The organism is Gilliamella sp. Nev3-1 (assembly GCF_001690435.1).
GTDB classification, from domain to species: domain Bacteria; phylum Pseudomonadota; class Gammaproteobacteria; order Enterobacterales; family Orbaceae; genus Gilliamella; species Gilliamella apicola_C.
Genome location: NZ_LZHN01000059.1, coordinates 77,384 through 99,744, shown reverse-complemented (window position 1 = coordinate 99,744; position 22,361 = coordinate 77,384). Strand labels below are relative to the sequence as shown.

General features: G+C 36.0%; 14 protein-coding genes. 2 read left to right on the top strand and 12 right to left on the bottom strand.

The annotated features are described in order from the left end of the window. Positions 1 to 57 precede the first annotated feature (57 nt). Positions 58 to 816, bottom strand: coding sequence for a Nif3-like dinuclear metal center hexameric protein (locus A9G40_RS08890; protein WP_065582759.1), 759 nt, complete (start codon positions 814 to 816; stop codon positions 58 to 60). Positions 817 to 1,051: 235 nt separating this feature from the next. On the opposite strand from A9G40_RS08890, the gene rnt reads away from it, so the two are divergent. Further along, entirely contained in the window at positions 1,052 to 1,708 is a 657-nt protein-coding gene (gene rnt, locus A9G40_RS08885) for a ribonuclease T (protein ID WP_218057996.1), read from the top strand. A 99-nt stretch (positions 1,709 to 1,807) separates the two neighbouring features. Here the strand turns inward: rnt and A9G40_RS08880 are convergent, their stop codons facing one another. Then, positions 1,808 to 2,134: a Grx4 family monothiol glutaredoxin gene (locus tag A9G40_RS08880; RefSeq protein WP_065580276.1), complete on the bottom strand. Its 327-nt coding sequence runs from the start codon at positions 2,132 to 2,134 to the stop codon at positions 1,808 to 1,810. Positions 2,135 to 2,652: 518 nt separating this feature from the next. Continuing rightward, a complete protein-coding gene (locus A9G40_RS08875) occupies positions 2,653 to 4,248 on the bottom strand; it encodes a hypothetical protein (protein ID WP_065582757.1) in 1,596 nt (531 codons plus the stop codon). Between the two features lie 1,009 nt (positions 4,249 to 5,257). Between A9G40_RS08875 and yccS the strand changes: the two genes are divergently transcribed. After that, positions 5,258 to 7,393, top strand: coding sequence for a YccS family putative transporter (gene yccS / locus A9G40_RS08870; RefSeq protein WP_065582756.1), 2,136 nt, complete (start codon positions 5,258 to 5,260; stop codon positions 7,391 to 7,393). Between the two features lie 279 nt (positions 7,394 to 7,672). Here the strand turns inward: yccS and A9G40_RS08865 are convergent, their stop codons facing one another. The 9 genes from A9G40_RS08865 to yejK all read right to left on the bottom strand — a co-directional run bounded on the left by A9G40_RS08865 (position 7,673) and on the right by yejK (position 22,302). Continuing rightward, complete coding sequence (locus A9G40_RS08865) at positions 7,673 to 9,931, bottom strand: hypothetical protein (protein WP_065582755.1); 2,259 nt, start codon at positions 9,929 to 9,931, stop codon at positions 7,673 to 7,675. Further along, positions 9,931 to 11,103 (bottom strand): VWA domain-containing protein, encoded by a 1,173-nt coding sequence (locus A9G40_RS08860; RefSeq protein WP_065582754.1) that lies wholly within the window; start codon positions 11,101 to 11,103, stop codon positions 9,931 to 9,933. Before A9G40_RS08860 ends, A9G40_RS08865 begins: the two co-directional genes overlap by 1 nt. A gap of 9 nt (positions 11,104 to 11,112) precedes the next feature. Next, positions 11,113 to 13,728: a DUF5682 family protein gene (locus tag A9G40_RS08855; protein WP_081302211.1), complete on the bottom strand. Its 2,616-nt coding sequence runs from the start codon at positions 13,726 to 13,728 to the stop codon at positions 11,113 to 11,115. Positions 13,729 to 13,744: 16 nt separating this feature from the next. Continuing rightward, positions 13,745 to 14,860 carry an ATP-binding protein gene (locus tag A9G40_RS08850; RefSeq protein ID WP_141675235.1) on the bottom strand — a complete coding sequence of 372 codons (1,116 nt, stop codon included), beginning with the start codon at positions 14,858 to 14,860 and terminating at the stop codon, positions 13,745 to 13,747. After that, a complete protein-coding gene (locus A9G40_RS08845; protein WP_176700469.1) occupies positions 14,836 to 18,534 on the bottom strand; it encodes a DUF4132 domain-containing protein in 3,699 nt (1,232 codons plus the stop codon). Before A9G40_RS08845 ends, A9G40_RS08850 begins: the two co-directional genes overlap by 25 nt. A gap of 198 nt (positions 18,535 to 18,732) precedes the next feature. After that, positions 18,733 to 19,197: a hypothetical protein gene (locus A9G40_RS08840; RefSeq protein ID WP_065582751.1), complete on the bottom strand. Its 465-nt coding sequence runs from the start codon at positions 19,195 to 19,197 to the stop codon at positions 18,733 to 18,735. Between the two features lie 183 nt (positions 19,198 to 19,380). Beyond that, positions 19,381 to 20,424 carry a hypothetical protein gene (locus A9G40_RS08835; protein ID WP_065582750.1) on the bottom strand — a complete coding sequence of 348 codons (1,044 nt, stop codon included), beginning with the start codon at positions 20,422 to 20,424 and terminating at the stop codon, positions 19,381 to 19,383. After that, complete coding sequence (nfo, locus tag A9G40_RS08830; protein WP_065582749.1) at positions 20,421 to 21,266, bottom strand: deoxyribonuclease IV; 846 nt, start codon at positions 21,264 to 21,266, stop codon at positions 20,421 to 20,423. The genes A9G40_RS08835 and nfo overlap by 4 nt, the downstream gene beginning before the upstream one ends. A gap of 31 nt (positions 21,267 to 21,297) precedes the next feature. Next, entirely contained in the window at positions 21,298 to 22,302 is a 1,005-nt protein-coding gene (yejK, locus tag A9G40_RS08825) for a nucleoid-associated protein YejK (protein WP_065582748.1), read from the bottom strand. Positions 22,303 to 22,361 lie beyond the last annotated feature (59 nt).

The following is a 22,361-nucleotide window of genomic DNA, read 5'->3' as shown; positions in this document are numbered from 1 at the left end:
AAGAATAAAAAATCTGCGAACAAGTATGCGATATTTCTAAAGTAAATTCAACTTTTGTTACGCCGGATTATCAATATCAATAAAAATAACTTCAACACCATGATTATTAGCTAACCATTCGCCTAATTTTTTAATGCCGTAACGCTCGGTAGCGTGATGCCCAGCAGCATAAAAATTAATGCCGTACTCGCGCGCAATATGAATAGTGCGTTCCGAAACTTCGCCAGTAAAAAAAGCATCCACGCCATTTTGCGCTGCCTGCTCAATATAATCTTGCCCTCCACCACTACACCACGCAATACGATTAATTACTGCTGGTGCATTATCACCACAAAATAACACTTGTCGCTGATTATTGTGTAACACTTGCTCTAGGTGTTGTTTAAATTGTAACGCCGTCAGTGGCATGTTTAACGTGCCAGTAAAAAGCAGATCAGCGATATCATTACGCTTATCGACCGCAATCCCCAACAAATTAGCTAACTCAATATTATTACCAAAAATGGAGTGTCCATCTAATGGCAAGTGATAACCGTATAAATTAATATCATGCGTTAATAGTGTTTTAAGCCGTTTATATTTAATACCTGTAATGGTTTGTGGTTCACTTTTCCAAAAATAGCCATGGTGCACAAGTATAGCATCAGCTTGTAATTCAACCGCTTTATCCAATAATAACTGACACGCGGTCACGCCAGTCACAATCTTATGCACCTGTTCGCGCCCCTGCACTTGCAATCCATTTGGTGCATAATCACGATAACGGGTAATTTGTAGTTCATTATTAATTATCTTTTCTAATTCAAAGTTGTGCATAATTCACTCGGTTTTAAGATCATTTATATGATGATGATTGATTATAATCACTTTAATCAATCAGCGCATCTTCTTGTTCGTTTTAATCTCTATTTTGCCAAAATGGCTACAATCCTTGCCACAATAAAAGCGCATTAAAATTAACTATTCAATAGCAAATCTCAATGCCAATGCTAGGCGAAATAATCAAAAGCTGTCATAATAGTCTTTTTTTGACAAATTAAGATAGATTAACGTGCCAAACGCCAAATTATGTGAACGCTTTCGTGGGTTTTATCCTGTTGTTATTGATATAGAAACATCAGGGTTTGATCCAAAACTCAATGCTATTTTAGAAATTGCCGCTATTACTTTAAAAATGACACCCGACGGCTGGCTAGAGCCAGATCAATCCTTGCAATTTAATGTTAATCCATTTAGCGACGCGATTTTAGAGCCAACAGCACTGGCTTTTAACGGAATCGATCCGACTAACCCTTTACGCTCAGCGGTAGATGAAAAGCACGCTTTAGACGAAATATTCAAATTGGTTAGAGCCGGCATAAAAAATAACGAATGTACCCGCGCAGTCATTGTGGCACACAACGCACACTTTGATCACAGTTTTTTAATGGCTGCCGCTGAACGCTCAAATATCAAACGTAATCCATTCCACCCATTTGCCACCTTCGATACGGCATCACTAAGTGGCTTAATTTTTGGGCAAACCGTACTGGCCAAAGCATGTCAAGTAGCACAAATCGAATTTGATCACAAACAAGCTCATAGCGCATTATACGACACGCAAAAAACTGCGATACTCTTTTGCAAAATCGTCAATCGACTTAAAACATTAGGTGGATGGCCTTTAACAGCCATAGATGATAGAGAAGTAACATCAATCATGGATTGAGAAAATACTTAGTAACACGAAGCATTCATAAACACAATAACAAAAAATTACCGATTAAAAAGCGCGCTTATAATCTGCACGCTTAATGCTATTTAAAAATTAAGGTTTATGTTTTTCGGCAGTTTGTTGAATAAGTGTTTGCAACTCGCCAGCTTGAAACATTTCTAGTAAGATATCGCACCCTCCCACTAATTCGCCTTCAACCCATAATTGCGGGAACGTTGGCCAATTAGCAAATTTAGGTAATTCGGCACGAATATCTGGGTTTTGCAAAATATCAACATAGGCAAATGGCTCTCCACATTGTGATAAAACCTGCACCGCCTGTGCCGAAAAACCACAACTTGGTAATTTTGGCGAACCTTTCATATAGAGAATAATCGGATTATCGGCAATTTGTTTTTTGATTTTATCGAGCGTTGTCATTTCAGTGGTCATACGATTTCCTTTATCATTTTTCGTAATAATACTGACTATTTTAACGTACAATGGATATTGTTCCCACTGCTATCTTAAATCCCCATTGTTTAATGCATATTTTTAAAACAAACAAGGAGCAATAAATAGCATCTGCTTATGATTAATCGTATCATTTTAAGACTTACTTCTCATTAGTAAAAAATAGCAAAATAATTTTTAAGCTAACAAAAGATTAATACGTTTTATCATCAAAAATTAGTCAGAAAACCTATTGATTTTATTAATGTTTTTATTCTTGATTTTTAAGTTTTTATGTGAGGTTTTTAACGTTATTTTTTAGCCATAATATGACAGTTAGTCATTTGATTAACAATCCCTTTTCTTGCTACTACAAAAGCGCTTAACTGGGGGGGTAATTAACTAAAGCGCCACCTGACTACAGAACGTTTGGCGCTTTACTGACTTTGCTTAACCGAATTTTATATTGCTTTTTGCAAACTTAGAATTTTTATCAATGCCCAACGCTAGGGATAAGTGCACAAGGAATACCAATTGCCGCCATCCCAGTGGGAATAAACAGTAGCTTCCGCTGGACTTACCACAAAATGGCTGCTTCTATCGAAAACGTCACTAGTCCAATGCCAATCGTAGTTATCGTTGAAAAAACTAGAACCAATGTAAGAACTAACATCGCCCCACTCCGTACTAAAGCCAGCATCGATTCTACGTTGGCGAAACCAAGAGTTTGATGTTGGCACCGCCCCATTGATGCCATTTACACAAGGAAAACGGTCATCTAAACCGCACTTGGCATTGGTTATATCCTTAATTTTTACTTGACGATACCCCAAACTATTACACCATGCTAATGAGTCAGAATAGGAAGCCCTTTTTGTACCACGATGAACAAACCACTGCTTCAACACAAATCCATATTTGATTACCACATTATTACTTTTATCATAACCCTTTAGTACAAATAGTTGCGGTAAAGTTGGCTTAGCTATTGTCCCTGGATTGCTAGATTGTCTTTGAGCTGCCGTTACCGTAGGCCCTGTAAGGGTGACCTTTACCCCGCCTAAACGCTCAAAATGATAACCGTCACCGACTGATGGTTTTGGCGGCTCTACTGTCATGCTAGCGGTTATCCCCCCCTGACTTACCGAAGGCCAACTTAATTCGCTTGGGTTTACGTCATCATCCATATCTAAATAAAAATACAGCCCATTAGCGCCTGTTGTCGGAAAATTTTGTTCATAGGTAGCCAACTTAGTTGATTGGACTAAAAATCCGCCTCTATCATTGTCCGTGTGCAGGTTGCCCCAAAGCGCAAACTGATAAGAATGACCAACAGTCTCAAAAATGCCTAATGCACCTTTTGGTGCAAAATTATGATGCAATAAATTTGGCCTTACGTATTTGATATCATCATAATGACAGCGGGTTGATCCCTTTGGTTTGATATAGTAAACAGCACTACCACTATCAAATGTACTATTATTGGGCATGCCATAACGTGTACTTAAGCTACCGTCACTGCTTGTTAATACTACTTTATAAGGTGCATCACATATATTTAATACCGTATTACGATTCACGGCATTATCATCTTTATCGGTGATATCAACCGTTAAAGTCCCTGTTGCGCTAGCCCCATTAGCGTCTTGACCGTCGCCATCATCATCCCCCCAATAATGATATGGCGGGCCGAGTAATGCATTTAGCGCTATTGAATTCACGTCCACTGGAACGAGCATAGTAATATCACTAAAACTATCACCCAGTTGCGGTAACTCAATGGGATTTGTTGGGCTTGACGGATTTTTTTGTGGTGTGATAATTTGACCGTCTGATAGCTTAATACTTAATAATTCCTCGGTGGTTGAGATCTTCGTTTGCCCACCATCATACGTAAAATACGGCGCACTACCTTGTATTACTTTTGTGCTTTGCGCAGATAATGCCTGCACATCCAATGAACATAATAGCAACAACGGCAACAAGAAGCGTGGCGGTAGCAATTTTTTCTTTAACGAAAAAGACAGCTTTGTGAATTTAATTAAGTTGCGTGCATAAAAGCAATTTTTGGAACTAGCTACAAAAGTTAAGATATAGGACATCCAGTGTCTAAAATAATACTGCATTACATTTCACCCATCTCGTGATTTTTGTTTTATTTTAATTTTTTTCTGCGTGTAATATCACTGTCTAGTTTAGTTTTTAAACCGCGAAATTATAACCACTAAAATTTTTTTTGCTACCTTTTTGTTAATTTTTTGTTTTTTTTTGTTTAATTATTAATAATGAATGGCGTAACGACTTTTAAGAATTGGCTTTGTGGGAAATCGCATTATTCTATTCGATTTTATGGGATACGTTTAAGAGATTAACGCTTCAGAGGTTTTCACTAATAACACACTTTACTGACAAAACTTAAAACACCTAAAACCCCACAAACCTTAAAATAAACCTTTGTCAGCCTAAAAAATCATTCAGAAAAACCATTGATTTTATTGAATTTTTTTCTTGGCGTTTTTTCCAAAAAATATAAAAGGGAGTAAACATACCAGCAAAATATCGACCACAAATTCTTAACTGAATTGACGATTTAGAAAAAGGCGGTAGCAATCAAGGCATAGGGCTACCAGCATTGACGCCCAAAATAATACAGCATCACATTTCACTTACCACACAAACCTTTTTTTATTTTTCTGGTTTACCACTTACTTGATGAGATTGTTTTTCAATAATTGAAATTGTTACTTTTCAAAAATATTTAGCACGTTTTTTTGTCAGTTTTTTGTAAATTTTTTAATGGATGGAGTGACTTTTAAAATAACTAGGTTAAAGCGTTTTAGCTCCACTATTTTAAATGAAAGTTTTTATTGCGACTTTTAGATATGATTGATTCTTAGCATATTATTGCGTCAAAAAAAACAACAGCCGCTTAGTAATGGTAAAAATGGACGAATTTTTTTGATGAAAAACCAGTCAGAAAACCAATTGATTTTATTTAATTTTTTATTTTTACCTTATAAAGGATGACAATTTTTGCCTACCCTTCCACAAATCCCGACAATATAGTATGCTAGCTACCATCGTTTCAACTCACACTAAACCGTATACACCGTGCACGCATTCATTTTGACTTTACGTAAAGTCTTTTACAGCAGTAATCTTCTTTTTAGTCTTCGAATGTTAATTAGTTTAACGGGATCGACGTTGGTTCCCTGGTATTTAGGACACACTTCGCTGGTTATTCCACTGACTCTTGGCGTTGTCGCGGCAGGTTTAACTGAAATCGACACCCGCCCATTAAGTCGCTGTATTAATATCATACTGACATTGTTCTGTTTTTCTATTGCGACTTTTTCGGTCGAGTGGTTATTTGATTACCCGGCATTGTTTATTGTGGGGCTGATGTCTTCAACGTTTATTTTTATTATGCTGGGTGCGCTTGGGCAACGTTATGGTGTTATTGCTTTTGGGTCACTTTTGATTGCTGCCTATACCATGCTTGGGCATAATTTATATACAGACAACTATACATTACCCTGTTTTTTATTGTTAGGAACACTTTGGTATAGTATTGTTTCGTTTATTGAATCAATTATTCAACCAATTCGGACAACACAACAAGGTTTATCTTACTGTTTTTTAAAGTTGGCGCAATATCTTGATGATAAAGCGGCAATGTTTGATCCCGATGAAACCAATCATTTTATCAAACAAACACAACAACTGGCCGATAGCAATAATCAGTTGATTAATGCTTTTAATCAAACCAAAAGCACACTGTTTAATCGACTAAAGAGTTACAGAGGGCAATCTTCTGTCAAAAAGATGCTTAACTATTATTTTGTCGCACAAGATATTCATGAGCGGGCTAGCTCGTCACATAGCAATTATCAAATCTTAAGCCAGCATTTTAAGCATAGCGATATTTTGTTTCGGTTTGCACGTATTTTAAATTTGCAAGGCAAAGCTTGCACTAAGTTAGCTGTGTCAATTAAGCTAAATCAAACTTATCAGCACGATCCCCTGTTTGTGCATTACTTTTCGTACCTTGAAGAAGCTATCAAACAATATCAAATTCGTGATAAAAACAATGCATTATTGGTTAAATCTTTGCAAAGCTTATATCAAAACTTACTATCTATTGATCTATTATTAGCCAATATTGATACTGAACAACATCTATCAAAAGAACAAGAAGATAATCAGCTAGTTGACGAAGAGCTAACGAGCTTTCATGATATTTTTAGCAAAATCAAACGTAATTTGACGATTAAATCAGCATTATTTCGCCACGCAATTCGTATGAGCCTTGTCCTATTTGTTGGCTATATGGTACTTTCCTTTTTCCAACTTACTCATGGCTATTGGATTATCTTAACCAGCCTATTTGTTTGCCAACCTAATTACTCAACGACAAAACACCGATTAAAATTACGTGTAATCGGCACTCTATTAGGTATTATTATTGGCATTCCTCTTACTTATTTATTTCCTAGCGTTGAAGAGCAGTTAGTGTTAATTATCATTACTGGTTGGTTATTCTTTTTATTTAAAAATTCACAATATGCTTACGCCACCGCCTTTATTACATTGTTAGTATTTTTTAGCTTTAGCCTGATTGGTGAAAGTAGCATTTCGGTGGCTATTTCACGCATTATTGCCACCTTAATAGGGTGTTTTATTGCGTGGTTTGCCGTCAGTTTTATTTGGCCTGATTGGAAATTTAGAAACTTACCAAAATTGATTGATCGAGTTTGTCATGATGACAGCCATTATTTAGCGCTAATTGGTAGCCAGTACTTATCAGGAAAAACCAACGATCCGCAATATCGATTAGCAAGGCGAGCCGCTCATGATAGCAATGCCGATTTATCATCTTTAATTAGTTTGATGACAAAAGAGCCTCATATGAATCCAATAGTTATTGATCAAGGATTTCGTTTATTAACCCTTAATCATACATTGATTAGTTATCTTTCTACCTTAGGCGCACACCGAGATAAAGGGATTTCGCCCCACACACTTGAACTGTTTGACGATCTATCAGTGTATATTATCAATCTGTTAACAGATAAAAAACTGGATGAAAAATATCAATTAATAAAAAAATCGACCACAGATTATATTGAAACGCTCTCGTTCAATGATAATCTAGCCAATAATGATTTGTTAGTTATGCAACAATTGGTGTTAATTTTAGATATTCTGCCAGAGTTAATCGCTCTGGCTGGTAGCCTAAAAAGCTAAGTTATACTAAAGCAAGGTTACACTAAGGCAAGGCGAATTTTCTTATAACGTTTTTCATTATTTCTTTACTTACTAAAAAACGATTGATTAATTTATCAGATTGAATCACCACTTTTACTTTTTATAGAGTTTAATCATTTTTACGATTAATGCATTGGCGATTCATTTTGGCATCAATAAAAACCATTTTAACGACTTTAGAATGATTTAGGATGAGAAAGCAATTGCATCACAAAAAAACTTCAATAAAATCAATAGCTTTTCTGAAAGATTTTTAAGCTAACAATTCGGCTTAATAAGCTGTATAGGTAATTGATAATGCATTTTTTTTAATAGATAACATAAATAAACCGCTTGTAATAGATGCGTTATCGAGATGAGTTGATTGCTAAGGATTTTGTTTAACACTAAACTTAACGAGTTTAATCCTAAAGTGTCACAATCATGTTGAATTGCTTTCAATTGCTGTTTTTGATCGATAAATAATTCAAGTCGTCCTGAACAAGTCACACTTTCAAGTATTGTTAATAGAGGCTGAATAATAAAAGTTGAAAGCGAATCTTTAGTGTAATTATTTTCGCTTAACTGCATTTTTCGCATTGTATAAGTATTTGAGAGAAACATGTGTTCGGCCACTGCGGTTTTTCTTCGGCGCCAAGAATCTTCAAAATCAAGATTTAAGGTTTTTATTTCATTTGTTTTTTGTGCTTTATAAAGTAAAGCGAAAGGTTCTAAATCTAAAAAACTCTCGTTTTTTACGGCTTTCACTAATATGGTTAAAGGCTGATTTTGTGTTTCTAGAAAACTACGTAAAACCTCAATGCGTGATTTTCTATATTCATCCCAAAACAGCCGTAAAAATAACTGGTTTTTCTCGGCATCTTTTACGCACCAAACTAAACTTTGCCTAATTTCATCAAAATACGGCTTATCGTTATTTTGTATATGAACAAATACTACCTCATTAAAAAGAACGTCATCCAAATGGCTATTTTGCAAATAACCATTTAATACTGGCCAATTTTGGAAGCCTGTAGTTGCTTTAAATTTAAGATAATTTTCATCATTCCACCCGTTTTGTTGTAACGTAGCGGTCGAACCACTACTGGCTAACTCGCCATCTTGGGATATACGTGGGTGGTGAAGTGTTATGGCATTTTGCATTAACCTATCAGGGGATGTTTGCCATATCGACATACTGTTCCAAATTGTTACACGGTTAAAATTGATATTATTTTTATCAGATCTGGCTAATGTCGTTTCTTGGTATTGTTGTTGTTTTATATCCCAAAAGTAAAATGTCGCACCAACGGCTCCTGTTCTACTTTGCCACCAACGTCCCCCTAATGGTAATAAGTCAAGTGCTTGCTCTGTTGTTTTATATTGGCGCGTTATCTTACCTCGCAATTTGCTAAGCGGTTCACCTTGATTATGTAATAGCATTTCGGTATAAGCTTTTATCTGCCCCAAAAACAGTAAAATATCTTGTTCTTCAACGGTAAAATGGCGGTTAGCCAGTAACTCAACCAATTGACATAGTTGCCTAAGCATTGCCGCCAACCGCGGTAAATTTTGTGTTTTGGCTGATATATTAAATAATTGTAAATGCGATAGTTGATTATGACTAATATGAGATAAGCCTTGATAAATAAGCTTATAAATATATGTTTGAATCTGTTTTATGAGGGTAATTTCTTCAAGTGAAAGTAGTTGAGTCTCATTTTTTATCTGATCTACGGTTACTGGCCATTGCCATGCTTGATTATTTTGTTCAAAAAGATAAGCAATAATGGCTAAATGCACGGCCATTTTTTGTTTTATGGGAAGTGCTGAGATCATCCCATCAAAACCTGTTCCTGCTATATAAATAATAGGTTCAGAACTTTCAGGTACCGTAATACGTAGTTGCGATTGTTGCGATTGTTGGTATTGAATTGTCAGTAAATTATTGTTTTGCCAATTGCATACAAGTTCATAAGCCGTCAGTGTGTTCGCTTTACCTGCTTTTTTTAAAAGCTTGCTGGCATCTAATGATAATAATTCAGTTAACACGTTAGTTAAAGGCGTGATTGGCTTAATCTGATCTTGTTTAGCCTGATTATTAACTTTATTCAAATCATCTAATGGCGTTAATGGTTTTATTGGGCTTTTATCATCTTGTTTAGTGCAATGAGAGGGGGTTTCTTCTGGTACTGAGTTATTTGCTGAACTATTTGCTAAACTATTTGCTAAACTATTTGCTGAACCATTCGCTAAACCATGCTCCGAATTATGCGCTTGCAACCATAAAACAGCCGATATGATATGCTTACAATGCCCATGCGCTGGGCAACTGCAACTAGCAGCTTGAATCCCTTGTGCAGGCAAACAAACTTGTTGTCCATCAGCATTGAATTGCAAAACATTATTATTTTCTTGCTGAATAAATTCAATTTTATTTGCCTCAATATCTTTACGAGCGCGGCGAATTAAACCAATGTTAGCATAAAGCGCTAAAGCGTCTTGATCATAATTTAAATAAATTTGCTGCCAACTCATTACATAACCTCCGCTAACCAAGTAGCAAAATGTTCAGGCGTTAATGCAGCAATTTGCATACCTCGATTAGCTAATTGCTGTGAGATTTGCAAATCATAAACCGGCTCGGCATTGTCGTCTAATGCGGCTAATCCTAACATTTTAATGCGGTTACTATTCATCCTTGACACGGTGGTATAAAGTTCAATGAGTGATCCCCCTTCGCAAAAATCACTAATCAATACCATAATAGTTCGATGCGGGGTTTTGACTTTTTGTTCAGCATAATTAAGCACTTTTGCAATATTTGTTCCGCCACCTAACTGAACGCTCATAAGCACTTCAACAGGATCGTGAGCTAAATGAGTAAGATCAACAATTTGCGTGTCAAAAACAAACAAGTGCAAATTAATTGTAGGTAATTTCGCCAAAATACTTGCACAAACCGCAGAATAGATAATTGAGTTATTCATTGATGCACTTTGATCAACACATAAAATAATATCCCAAGGTAAATGCCTATTCATTCGCGAGTTGAAAATGACATTTTCAATCATCAGTCGCTGGTTGTTTTGATCAAAATGTTTTAAGTTGGCTTTCATTGTAGCTCGCCAATCGAAGTTTTGGCTACAACGTATTTGGGAAGGTCGAAATCGATGTTTTTTACCGCTTATCGCATTAATAAAATTGGGTTTAATTTTTTGTAAGATCTGATCAACAACCCTTTGAATCAATTCTTTTACTGCCAAATAAACCTCTTTTTTTAATTGCCCCCGAAAATTCATTAATAAATGCAGCGAATTCATATTGGGTTCTAACGCATTAATAACGCTAGGATCGTTTAAGATCTCGTGTAATTGATAACGTTCTATTGCCTGCTGTTGCATTCGTTCAAAAGTGCTTTTAGGAAATAGTTTTCGCGTTTTATTTAACCAATTAATGGTGTTAAACACAGAATGATGATTGCTACCGCCCTTCCCTTTGTGCTTTGTGTGATCTTGTTCATCCACGTTTAACCCTCGTTGACGGTATTCATGCCGATAAAGGAAATCTAATAATTGTGCTAACCTAAGATCATTTTGATCGAATGCTATTTGATTAAGGTGATGATCAGCATATTTACCTAAAATCAACCGCCATCGTTTAATATGATTAACGGTTTGAGTATCGATTATTGGTTTATTATTATTCATGTTTATACCTTACCGTTTAAACCAATCTTGGAGTTGTTGTTGATTAATATACTGGCAAATAGCAAATTCTAAAGCGAGTGTTTTTTGTAAGTCGTCATCACTAAATTTATATTGTTCAAAGTCCATGCTCTGCTTTTTAATATGATATTTTTTAGCAATTTTTTCAGCAATTGTCGCATTTTGTTTCGGCGTCAACTTTGCAAAGGCATATCGTAAATCAGGCAGTATTTGTATAAATTTTTCTTGATCCCAATGTACCAACAATTCATCAAGGCTCATTAGCAGTTGCGACGATTGAATAAGTAATTCTGGTGAACATTGAATCAAGCCAGTTAAATAACTACTTACCTGTTCATATTGAGCACCTAAATCAAAAGCAATTTTTATTTTTTCATCAAGTTCTGATTGGCTAATTTGCGAATCTAGGTAGCAGAGACTATCAATGGCACCACGAATTAGTGGCGCTTGGGTTAATAAAGGCTGTAAACGTTGTAAATTAAAATAAAAATCCTGCTTAAGCTTTTTCGAGTTAAGTTGCTCAGGTAAATTATTGAGTAGATCTCTAAGTGATAATAATGTATTGAAATTTTCTTGCTGTTGTTGCTCATCTGATTGCTTTAATGTATCTAGTAAGAAAAAAGCTTGCCTTGGTACTTTAGCTAATAAAGCTAACAAAGTGGCACTATCATTAAGCGCTAAAAAATCACGCCCCTGCCATAAATAAAGTAATCGATGCCCACAATCAACTAATGATGACAATGTATTGTCCGTATCTAAGTATTTTGATAGCTTTGTCAATAACGTTGTAAAATAGGATGGAAATCCCATTAAAGCCGCTTTTAGCATAATTTGAACAACAAGTTGGCAAGGTTGGGTTATGCCATCTTCGGTTAATGACTCCATCAATAGATGTAGTTTTTGTAAAGCGATGTGTTCTAACCGAGTGCCTTGTTGTGATAGCTCAATTAACTTGGCTTCAACCATTGGTGTCCATTGGTATTGCCAATCTTCAAACATGATGGTTAACCGTGTTCCATACTGGTAATTGGGGCCATCAAGGCGCTGGGCAAAGCCAACATCTAAAAAAGCCAGCAGATGTAAAAAACGGCTCCGTTGCCGATGTTCAGGTTTACGGTAAATATCAATATGTGCAATTTTAGGTAATGTATCGTCTAATTTAAAACGATACTTTTTGAGCATTGCGTAAACCTCATTGACTAACGGCGGTGAAGCAATGTTACTTGGGATTTTGCCAAATTGGTCGCCCGATAAAGTACGATGAATTATTTGCCAAAATTCTCCACGCACATCATGAATGCTACCCTTGATAAAGGCTGACTGTATACCATCAAGTAAATCATATCGTCCTGGACCACAATGCCCTCGTAACTCGGCTAATAAATAGGTTTGTTCAATCGCAGATTTTAAGGGTACCAAGCCAATTTCATTATTGGCACCATTATCAACACTTTGCTGTTTTCGTAATTGCTGCACAATATTTGATAAAAATTGTAAGGCTTGTGCTTGTCGGTGATCTTGTGTGGTTTGTGATTGATTTTGTTCATAATTTTGTTCATAAGTTAGCATTGACTGCCACACTTCTTGATAATAAGCAGGAGAAGGCATACCGGCAAAATAGCCGTTTAATGCATCAAGGCGCTCAAAACTATAACGAATAAGCCAAGTTCGATCACCATCATTTTTATTTTGCCATTGTTTCGCCTCGCGCTGTTGATTTACTTTATTAATTTTTGCTTTGTTCGGTACAATGAGTTTTGCGTTCGCCAATCCCTCATATAGCGCTAAAGTGTGAAATCCTCCTGTGACAACGACAATTTTTGCCTCTGGCATGGACTGTTTTAATTGCCTAATTGCCGTTATCATATGCTGTTCTCGTTGGCTAGAGCCTTCTAATTCAAGCGATGAAGCAGTATACTCTAGCCTTGCCATGGCACACCAAATGAAAGTATCTTCAAAAAAAGTGCGCCAGTTAGCAATATCAGCAAAATCACGTAATTCAAACAAATGTTCCCAAACTTCATCATGATCACGACAGTGTAATTTTCTAGCTAATTGCGTAATATATTCACTGTGTTTCAAATAGGTTTCACATAACAATGATGCATCATGCTTTGGCATCATTTCTTGAACAGCTTGCTCAGCCCAAGGTAGATCAATAAATTGAATATTGGCATGGTATTTTTTTGCCAATTGCATTGCTTGCCATTCAGGTGAATAACTACAAAATGGGTAAAATGCGGTGCGCGTAATCAATTCCGTTGCTGATAGCAATTCATTATCGTTATCTTTTTCGTTATCTTGCTCGTTACCTATCGCCTGTTCTTCATTATTTAGGTATTTTGCTATTTGGATATCAGCTTGACAAAGTATGGCTATAGGTGGCTCAGTTTCGTGATGTAATAATTCATCGAGTATGGATGAAAAGCTCGCAGGCGCTTCAATTAAAACATGGGTAGGTTTAATTTGGTTAATCAGTTGCCTAACAGCATAGCTACAAGCAGGACTATGATGACGTACAGGCGCAAAATAGATCTGCTGTTGTTGCAAAGCATCTTTACCTATTAAAGCATGTTGTAGGCGTTGTGGTAATTGTGATCGGCTCATTATCATTATTGATTAATTATTTCCAAAAATGTTTAGATACCTGATAAAACGAGTGCCATTGCGATGAATGTTTAGCCCGTTCACGCACCACATTATCCATATAAAATTGAATTCGTTTGATATCGTCAGCATTATCTTTTAAAACAACACCTATCAGTTGTTTGGCAATCTGCCCCCCATTTAGTGTGCCATCACCAAAATAATAAGCATCTAATGCTGAAGCATACACAATATTCACAGCTTCAGCCGTTGACATCACGGCATCAGGCACTTTAAGGTGAGTGCCATTTTGCGTTTGCCCTTGTCTTAGCTCTTGAAATGTGGTCACTAGCAGCTCAATGACATCAATAGGGACAATGACTTGTGATTTTAATTCGCCTAATTCCTGATTAAGTTGTGTTTGAATTAATTCTATTTCGAAATTTTTATCTGTAATAGGATTAACCGTTTCAAAATTAAAGCGACGTTTTAATGCAGCCGACATTTCGTGCACACCACGATCGTGCAAGTTTGCCGTAGCAATAAGATTAAATCCAGGCTTAGCACTCATTTTTACACTTTGCCCCATTTCAGGGATCATCATTTGCTTTTCAGACATTAATGATACCAGTACATCTTGAATTTCGGGCGGGCAACGCGTGATCTCTTCAAAACGAACAATTTTACCTTGTTGCATACCATGGTAAATAGGCGAGCCGATTAATGCTCGCTCTGTTGGTCCTTCGGCTAATAGTAAAGCGTAATTCCAAGCATATCGGATATGATCTTCACTGGTGCCAGCCGTACCTTGAATAGTCAGATTTGAATCGCCACTAATTGCTGCCGCTAGCAATTCAGACAACATCGATTTAGCGGTCCCCGGCTTACCGACTAACATCAAACCTTGTTTACCAAGTAAAGAAACAATTGCCCGATCGACCAGCGGATCATCACCAAAAAATTTACGACTAATGCCCAGCTCTTTATTACCTAAAATAAATTGCCGTACTAATTTGGGTGATAAGTTCCAACCTTGAGGTTTATTGTTTGCATTATCTAATTCAAGTAGCGTATTTAGCTCATCAGCATAACGTTGTTCAGCACTTAAACGAATAGCTTGTGCGTTTTTTACCATAATAGCTTCTGCTCCCATTTTGGATCAAAACCACTGCTGGCCTTAGCAACAGCCATATAATCAGCATAGCCTTCTGCAAGCAATACGGGTGGCACTTGCTTAAGTTCAATTGCTCGGTGTTTTAAACCGGGTTTTTTACTAAAATAAAGGTTAAAAAGTGCCACAGGAACATTTTCTTCAGGTACCATACTGCCGCTAAATTCAATATTGATATACAGATTAAGGCCAACAAAATATTTATAGTAGCCATAAAAACAACCTGCGTCTTCAACAGCATCACGTTTATAGCCCAATTTTGTTAAAATGCCACGTAGGGTAAAGCTATCAGTTAACCAGCCAAAGCATTCATTGATAATATTATTTTCAACTTTACTCACATCGGGTAATGAGTGTGTAAACTGCTCAAATAGTTGCGTGACTTTGTAGTCTTTAAGATGATGTTGCCATGCTTTTATGTTATCACTTGATAGCAATGCCGAATGTGCAACAGCAATTTTATTTACTTGATTTAATGAAATTTCATCATCGTCTGTAGTAATTAAGCTACCATCTTCGGTTGGCCTGAAGCTATTTACAATTTGCCCTTTGTCATCTAATTCAAGCCAAATTAAACGTTGAACAAGCCTTCCCACAATTGGATGGGGTTGCAAGTATTTTTGCCAATCCTCAACTCGCCAATGGCGCTGTGCGCACATAGCTTCATAAAAACGGGTCATTTGCATATTGAGTAATTGCGTTAGCTCTTTTTTGCTGTTAGTAAACTGTTTTTTAGCTTCTTTCACTAACGTTACATCTTCACTTTTACGTGCTTCAGGTAACGCTTTAATTTCATCACCATCTGAATTTTTTAAATGCCATTTAAATTTATCATCGAAACTCGCCGTAAAAATTCGTTCGCCATAATCGAGCGTTAACACCCCATTATCATCTAACCCTGCGGTAGAAATGGTGCGATCAGCGAGTTCATCGGTCGTCCAACCATTACGCTTCGCAATATTTTCCACCAATAATCGTGCTTTTTCTTGTATCGATGCGGTACGATAACGGCGTGCAAGCGATAAGAGGAGTTGCGTAATAAGTGGATCATCACTATTTGCAAGTGGTTCAAGCATGGCCTCAATTTGTGCTCGTCGTTGTTGATGATCTTTCATATAGTTACGTACTAGTGAAACCGCAACACGACCTTCAATACCACGAGTTAATGCTAATAGACCTTTTGCTTTAATGGCCGATCCAAGATAGACGGCAAGTGTTTCATTTTTTATCTCTTCAAATATTTGTTCAAAAGTGATATTGGCATAACTTGGGTAATATTGAGGATATTGTTGATACCACTTGATACATTGTTGTAAGCGCTTATCCGCCAATAAATTGGCTTGTGCCTCAGCCTCTTCCACTGTTGGTCTACGAGTATCTTGTTTGATAAAACTTTGTAAAATAAATTCGCCTAATAGTTGTTGGCTTGACAAACTTAATAAACGGCTATAAATGCCTAATAATGGGTTAGCGGGTTCTTTCAACTTGACAGCTAACCATACCCACCATTGCACAATTTGCGGTTCGACATCTTCTCCATTTTGCCAAGTTAATGATGGTATTAGCGTTACATCAAACCAATCAAAATCAGTAGGTTTTTTACCCTTTAAGCCTTTTTGTGCATCAGCTAATAGTTTTTTAGTGGTTAATTGCTGGCTAATATCTTCACCAATTTTTTCAAGCGCAATTAATAATGACGCTTGTACGGTTTCACGCTTTTCTTTTTGTAAAGCCTCATTTAACGCTTTAATCGAAGATTTTTGCCCTAACTGTGCAAGCCAATTAGCTGCCGCAATACGTACTTCTTGTTTAGCCGATGATAACGCCTGCTCCACTTGGTTGTGAATATTTGGTATTACACTTAAAGCATCTTGCGCTGTATAGCGTATTTGTTTGCTTTCTTCCAAGGCTAATTCACATAGATAAGAAACATACTTAGCAGGCAAAGTTGGAAAAGTTTGTAATATTTTTATAGCGCTCGCTTTATCTATATTGATATACGACCAGATTTCGTTGGCTGGGGCAAATCCCAACGCCTCATCAAGCAAAAATTCATGTTCGGCAAAAAATGGCCATAATTTGTTTGGCTCATTTTCATAGATCTCATGATAAGTGTCTGTGGTTAAAAATGGCAAAGCAATAGCATAGAGAGAACGTTCAGGATCATCAAGTTTTGCTAATACATAGGCTATCTGCCTAAGATCAAAGTCTTTTAAAAATTCGTTTTTTTCATATAATTGTTGAAAATAATAAATGCCAGAATACTTATCAGCCAATCTAGCCGCACGCAAAAAATGAAAAAGTGTACATTCAGGTAAATTTTGTAGCCTATTTTTAGCCAATACAAATGACGTACTGAAGCTATTATCTATTTTTTTAAATAATGCCGAAAGTTCAATTTTACCATTTAAATAGTGATATATATCATCCAAATCTTTCGATGTGACCGCTTTTAAGGCTTTATATGTTTCTGCTTCTGTCGTCCAATTTGTTAAATATTTTTTATTATATTCAGCCTCTTTTTGCGCTGCTTTTTCACATTCTATCAAATATTCTTCATAATTTTGTTGCAAAATATCTCGAGCATTGATTGGTAAATCAATATTTTGTATTGGCTCGAAATCAGCAATGACCAACGTTGCTTGTTGTTCAACGGCATTGGCACTTTCAAGCCGAGACAGTGCACTTTCAATTGTCGTAATAACGGTTTTATTTGTTTCGCTAGCTAAGGCTTGTTGTAAAATTGTCGGATCAGATGACATTCTAGCTTGCAATGTCGCAGCACTGCTACGTTGTTTAACGGTACCTGAGGTTAATAACCGTTGTAAATGTGGTTGTACTATTTCGCGTGGAGAGCTAAGTAGCATTTCCGTTGCTAGCTGGCTAACTTGTTTTGAGCTATTTAATGACTGTACAGTAATAAAGTCAATCATCATTGTGTGGAGCTCAGGATGTTGTTGGATATATTTTAATTGCTCAACTTGCCCTAATACCGCCATACCTTGCTCGGGTAATTGTTTGAAAATCTCGATATGCTCAATAATATAAGGTAATAAATCATTAATTATAAAGAAATTTCTGAAATAACTCTGATAGTTAATTGAAATATTTTGACGATCAAAAATAGCCATTAGTAACTTCTGGCTTGATTCTGGCTCTTGAGCATCAAGCAATTGCTGTAATTGTTTAATTGACCAATTTTGTCGTTGATCCTCGTTAATACAATCTGTCATTGTGGTAATCAAACCATCATATAGCAGATATAAAAACCAAGATGGTACCTGTGAAGTAATGAGTTTAATAAAGTGTAAATTGCTACAAACTGAGGCTAAAACTCGGGCAAAACGGGTTATCTGTTCATTAGAATACTCATCAGTCCAACGTTGGTAAAAAGCTATTCTTGCATCTTCCGATGAATTCGCTTTGTCATCAAGGCTAATGATATACAAATCACAAGGTCTTCTAAGTAATTCATAAAGATTTTTCGTCGAGTTTGAAGATTGGCTTAACTGATTTAAATCAACCAACACATTTGGGTCTTCACCATATAAAATATATTGAGTAATACGTTCTGGCATGGCTTTATTCAATTGCTTTACAGGTTCAAATATGGCGGTAATTAGTTGTTGTGATGATAATTGATTTATTTTATTCATAGTTCTTTCTCCATCCATTCTGGATTCAATCTGTCTAAAGCGTTCGCAACGGCTATATAATCCGCATAACCTTCAGCAAATTAAAAAGGTAAAGAAAATTTCGTTAAAAATATCTGCGATATATCGCTTTGCCTTTTGCTCGCTTGGTATTATTCTGGCTAATAAGTCAGTAAATTGTCGCAAATCTGCTTACTGGAGTTATTCCTCTTTTTCAAAAAGTAAATCTAAATTATGGGTAATTTGCATATTTGTTTCAATATAATATGCCCGTAATAAATGCTGTACATGGCATTCTGGTAATTTTTGGAGACATTCTCGGTACAACGTAAGTAATAGTAGATTGTTTTGGCAAATAAATTGATTATTATTGTTTAGATCTAAACTGGCTTCTTTTTCAGCGCCATTTAAATAAGCAAAAACATCATCAAGAGTATCTGATGTCCATGCTTTTAATTTTGCATTACGTTCATGAGCATAATGATAATTTCTGCTCCAAATCGCATTATCATCAGCTTCGTTTTTTGCTTTTGCGGCTAACATGACTAATTGCTGCGCATAATTTTGTTGCATAGTCTGCCTGAAACTAGCTGGTAAAGGGCTTTCTTCAATTGGGTAATAAGGTGGACTATTAAGCTCTGTTAATGGCAATACTGATTGATTCAAATCGCTATTCCTTATTTTAACTAATTTGTTATTTATATACTTATTGTAGCTATACTAAAAATAGATAATCTTTTTAAAAAGAATCCTACATAAAATTTACTCTATTAACATCTTCTTCTAATATCTTCTTCCTCTCAAGAACGAGATTTTACGGTTTTTCAGATAAAAATAATTTATCGGATATCAGTGCCGAGCATCACACCTTGGGACAAAATAGTCGTGCAATGGGTGCATAAATTGAAAAACAGGAGTACAAGCAAACGATGATGATTTAAAACCAAATACAACAGGTGGTTCATTCTTTAAAATTTTACCTGTCCATTGATATATAGGCTCATCTTTGCTATTTAAGTTATTTAACGGGTAAAACATGTCGCCTTCCATTATACCGTCAATCACATTCGTTATTATATTGGAGTCAGAGTCTAATATAATTAAATGTCTTGCGATGATTTCACCACTATGGAAAAGTGCACTTTCATTTTTTATTGTATAATTTTTTATAAAAAAACGAAAACCATTTGCTTGAGCCAAATAACTATCCACTTTTTTTAAATCTTTCAAGTCGCCATCAAATGCTAAAGAGGTAATGTCATCATTTTCATCAAGAACAGGAGAATCCTTTTCATCAATTTTGTTCCAAAATAAAGGCGTTAAGGGCTTTTGAACAAAAGGATTTTCTTTACCAATATAAACAAGATTGCTATATGAATAATCTTTCAATCCTTTTGAATCTAATTTAAAACCAAACATATAATCAGATAAATGGAAAGGACCATCATCTGCGTCTTTATAAGGATTAACAATAGCTAAAACTTTTAAGCTATTAATAGGAAATGATTTTAAATAATTTTGATCATAATCATAAATAAAAACAGTATCGTCTTCAGATATCCCCACTTCAGAAAAGAACTTAGCTCGATACGAATCAGTTAATAAATATTCTTTCTTTTTATAATTTTTTCTTTTGCCTTCTGGAATCAAAAAAACACTTTCCTTATTTTCTTCATCATATAACTTAATATCATCAGATAATGAAACAAACATAAAGTTAGGATCATCTTTAATATAATCAATAGGTGCTAGTGAATATACTCGAATATCCTTCCGATAACCACTACCATCAAACTCTATCAAAGTGTTGTTTTCAAGGTTTTTTGCATAATTATAAAAACTAGGCATAGCTAAAGTAAAAATACAAAAAAAGTAGAATACTTTTTTTATCATAAGTTCACTTGCTCCTTTAACCAAGCAATTTCTTGTGCCCAAATATCCGGATCAATGGTTTCTAAAATAAGCGGAATTTCGTCAATTTTTGGATCTTGCATAATATATTTAAAGGCAGCTTCGCCAATATTGCCTTTGCCTAGGCTATAATGACGATCGACATGGCTGGCAAATTCGCTTTTGGCGTCGTTTAAATGCATGCCTCGCAAGTATTGAAAACCTACAATTTTTTCAAATTCGGCAAAGGTTTCTTGGCAGGCTTTTTCAGTACGGAGATCATAACCTGCGGCAAAAGCATGGCAAGTATCAATACAAACCCCCACTCGTTTTTTGTCTTCAACTTGATCAATAATTTGCGCTAAATGTTCAAATTTATAGCCTAAGTTAGATCCTTGCCCCGCAGTATTTTCAATAACAGCAACCACATTTTGTGTTTTATCAAGCGTGATATTAATCGATTCGGCAATGCGCGATAAACATTCATCAACCGAAATCTGTTTTAAGTCACTACCTGGGTGAAAATTAAGTAATGTCAGTCCTAGCTGTTCGCACCGTTGCATTTCGTCTAAAAAGGCAGTGCGAGATTTTTCGAGCTGTTCTCGATCTGGATGGCCTAAATTAATTAAGTAACTATCGTGCGGTAAGATCTGTTTGCTAGTAAAGCCATACCTTTCGCAACGTTTTTTGAAGCTGTCGATGATTGTGGGCTCAAGCGGTTTGGCGTGCCATTGTCGTTGATTTTTGGTAAATAGCGCAAATGCGGTTGCGCCAATTTGATAGGCGTTAATTGGGGCATTGTCTACCCCACCTGCTGCACTTACATGTGCACCAATGTATTTCATGTTGTGTCCTAATAACGTTGTTGGTTGATAATTAGTTGGAACCGCTATTGCGTTGTAGCTGATCACGTAAATTAGGTGGAACCCCTTTAATCACTAGAGAGTCAGTTTGCGGATCCCACTTAATGCGCTCCCCTAATAAATTCGAATCGAAGCTTAATGTTAATCCCCCACCACTACCTGAGAATTTTTTAAGCTGACGCAGTGCACTGCGATCAACGGGAAAGGTTTCTTCTAAATCATATTCACTATTTTTAATAAATTCAATAAAGTTATTGTCAACACTGGCTGGTAGTTCGTTGGCCAAATTTTTCAGTTCAATTTCTTCGCCTGCTTGTAATTGGGCTTGACAGTAGTTATAAACGTTTTCGCGCGCGCTGGTTTTGTCTTGTTTGTCAAATTGCATTTCTTGACAGTAATCATCAACCGCTTTGACCAGCGTTTTATTTTGCGCTTTTGCATCTAATCCCTCACTTGCACCTAAATAGTCCATAAAAAAGTCAGATACTTTTCGCCCTACTCGTCCTTTTAAAAAAGTTAAGTACCGTTTTGAGTCAGCTTCGGTTTCCCACTCGGTAATGTCAACTCGAGCAATAATGTCAGCATGAGCGATATCTAGGTATTGCGTTTCGCTAATATCTAAGTCTTCATTAACTAGCATACTTAAACAGCTGTTTAATACCGCAATAATCAGGTATTCAACCGCTAAATAGCGATACTGACAAAATACGACCGTGCCCCCTTCAGCAAAAGGATATTTAGCCAGTTCATTACGCAGTTGTTTGGTTGATTCCTGACTAAAATGTAAAAAGTCTTGATTACCAAGACGTAACTCTTTTAGCGATTGCTCAAACAAGCTGTCGCTATTAAATAGCCCATAAGCTTTGCTTTTGTTGTTATAAATACGGTTGATATCTTCAATTAGATTAACAACCGCCTGCTCATTACTTAGCATTGAATCACGAAGTTGCAGTTCGATTTCTGTATCACTTTTTCTAATTAATTTATGCAGTATGATCTTTTCTATCTGTACGCTCATTGGTGAGGTTCCTATTGGATCGCAATAATCATTAAGAGCGTTATTTTATCAAAGCGTTG

Bases quoted from the DNA above. Each gene is read 5' to 3' on its own strand.
- A9G40_RS08890 (WP_065582759.1), bottom strand. From the start codon at position 816: ATGCACAACTTTGAATTAGAAAAGATAATTAATAATGAACTACAAATT.
- A9G40_RS08880 (WP_065580276.1), bottom strand. From the start codon at position 2,134: ATGACAACGCTCGATAAAATCAAAAAACAAATTGCCGATAATCCGATT.
- A9G40_RS08875 (WP_065582757.1), bottom strand. From the start codon at position 4,248: ATGTCCTATATCTTAACTTTTGTAGCTAGTTCCAAAAATTGCTTTTAT.
- A9G40_RS08865 (WP_065582755.1), bottom strand. From the start codon at position 9,931: ATGAGTTGGCAGCAAATTTATTTAAATTATGATCAAGACGCTTTAGCG.
- A9G40_RS08860 (WP_065582754.1), bottom strand. From the start codon at position 11,103: ATGAATAATAATAAACCAATAATCGATACTCAAACCGTTAATCATATT.
- A9G40_RS08855 (WP_081302211.1), bottom strand. From the start codon at position 13,728: ATGAGCCGATCACAATTACCACAACGCCTACAACATGCTTTAATAGGT.
- A9G40_RS08850 (WP_141675235.1), bottom strand. From the start codon at position 14,860: ATGGGAGCAGAAGCTATTATGGTAAAAAACGCACAAGCTATTCGTTTA.
- A9G40_RS08845 (WP_176700469.1), bottom strand. From the start codon at position 18,534: ATGAATAAAATAAATCAATTATCATCACAACAACTAATTACCGCCATA.
- A9G40_RS08835 (WP_065582750.1), bottom strand. From the start codon at position 20,424: ATGATAAAAAAAGTATTCTACTTTTTTTGTATTTTTACTTTAGCTATG.
- nfo (WP_065582749.1), bottom strand. From the start codon at position 21,266: ATGAAATACATTGGTGCACATGTAAGTGCAGCAGGTGGGGTAGACAAT.
- yejK (WP_065582748.1), bottom strand. From the start codon at position 22,302: ATGAGCGTACAGATAGAAAAGATCATACTGCATAAATTAATTAGAAAA.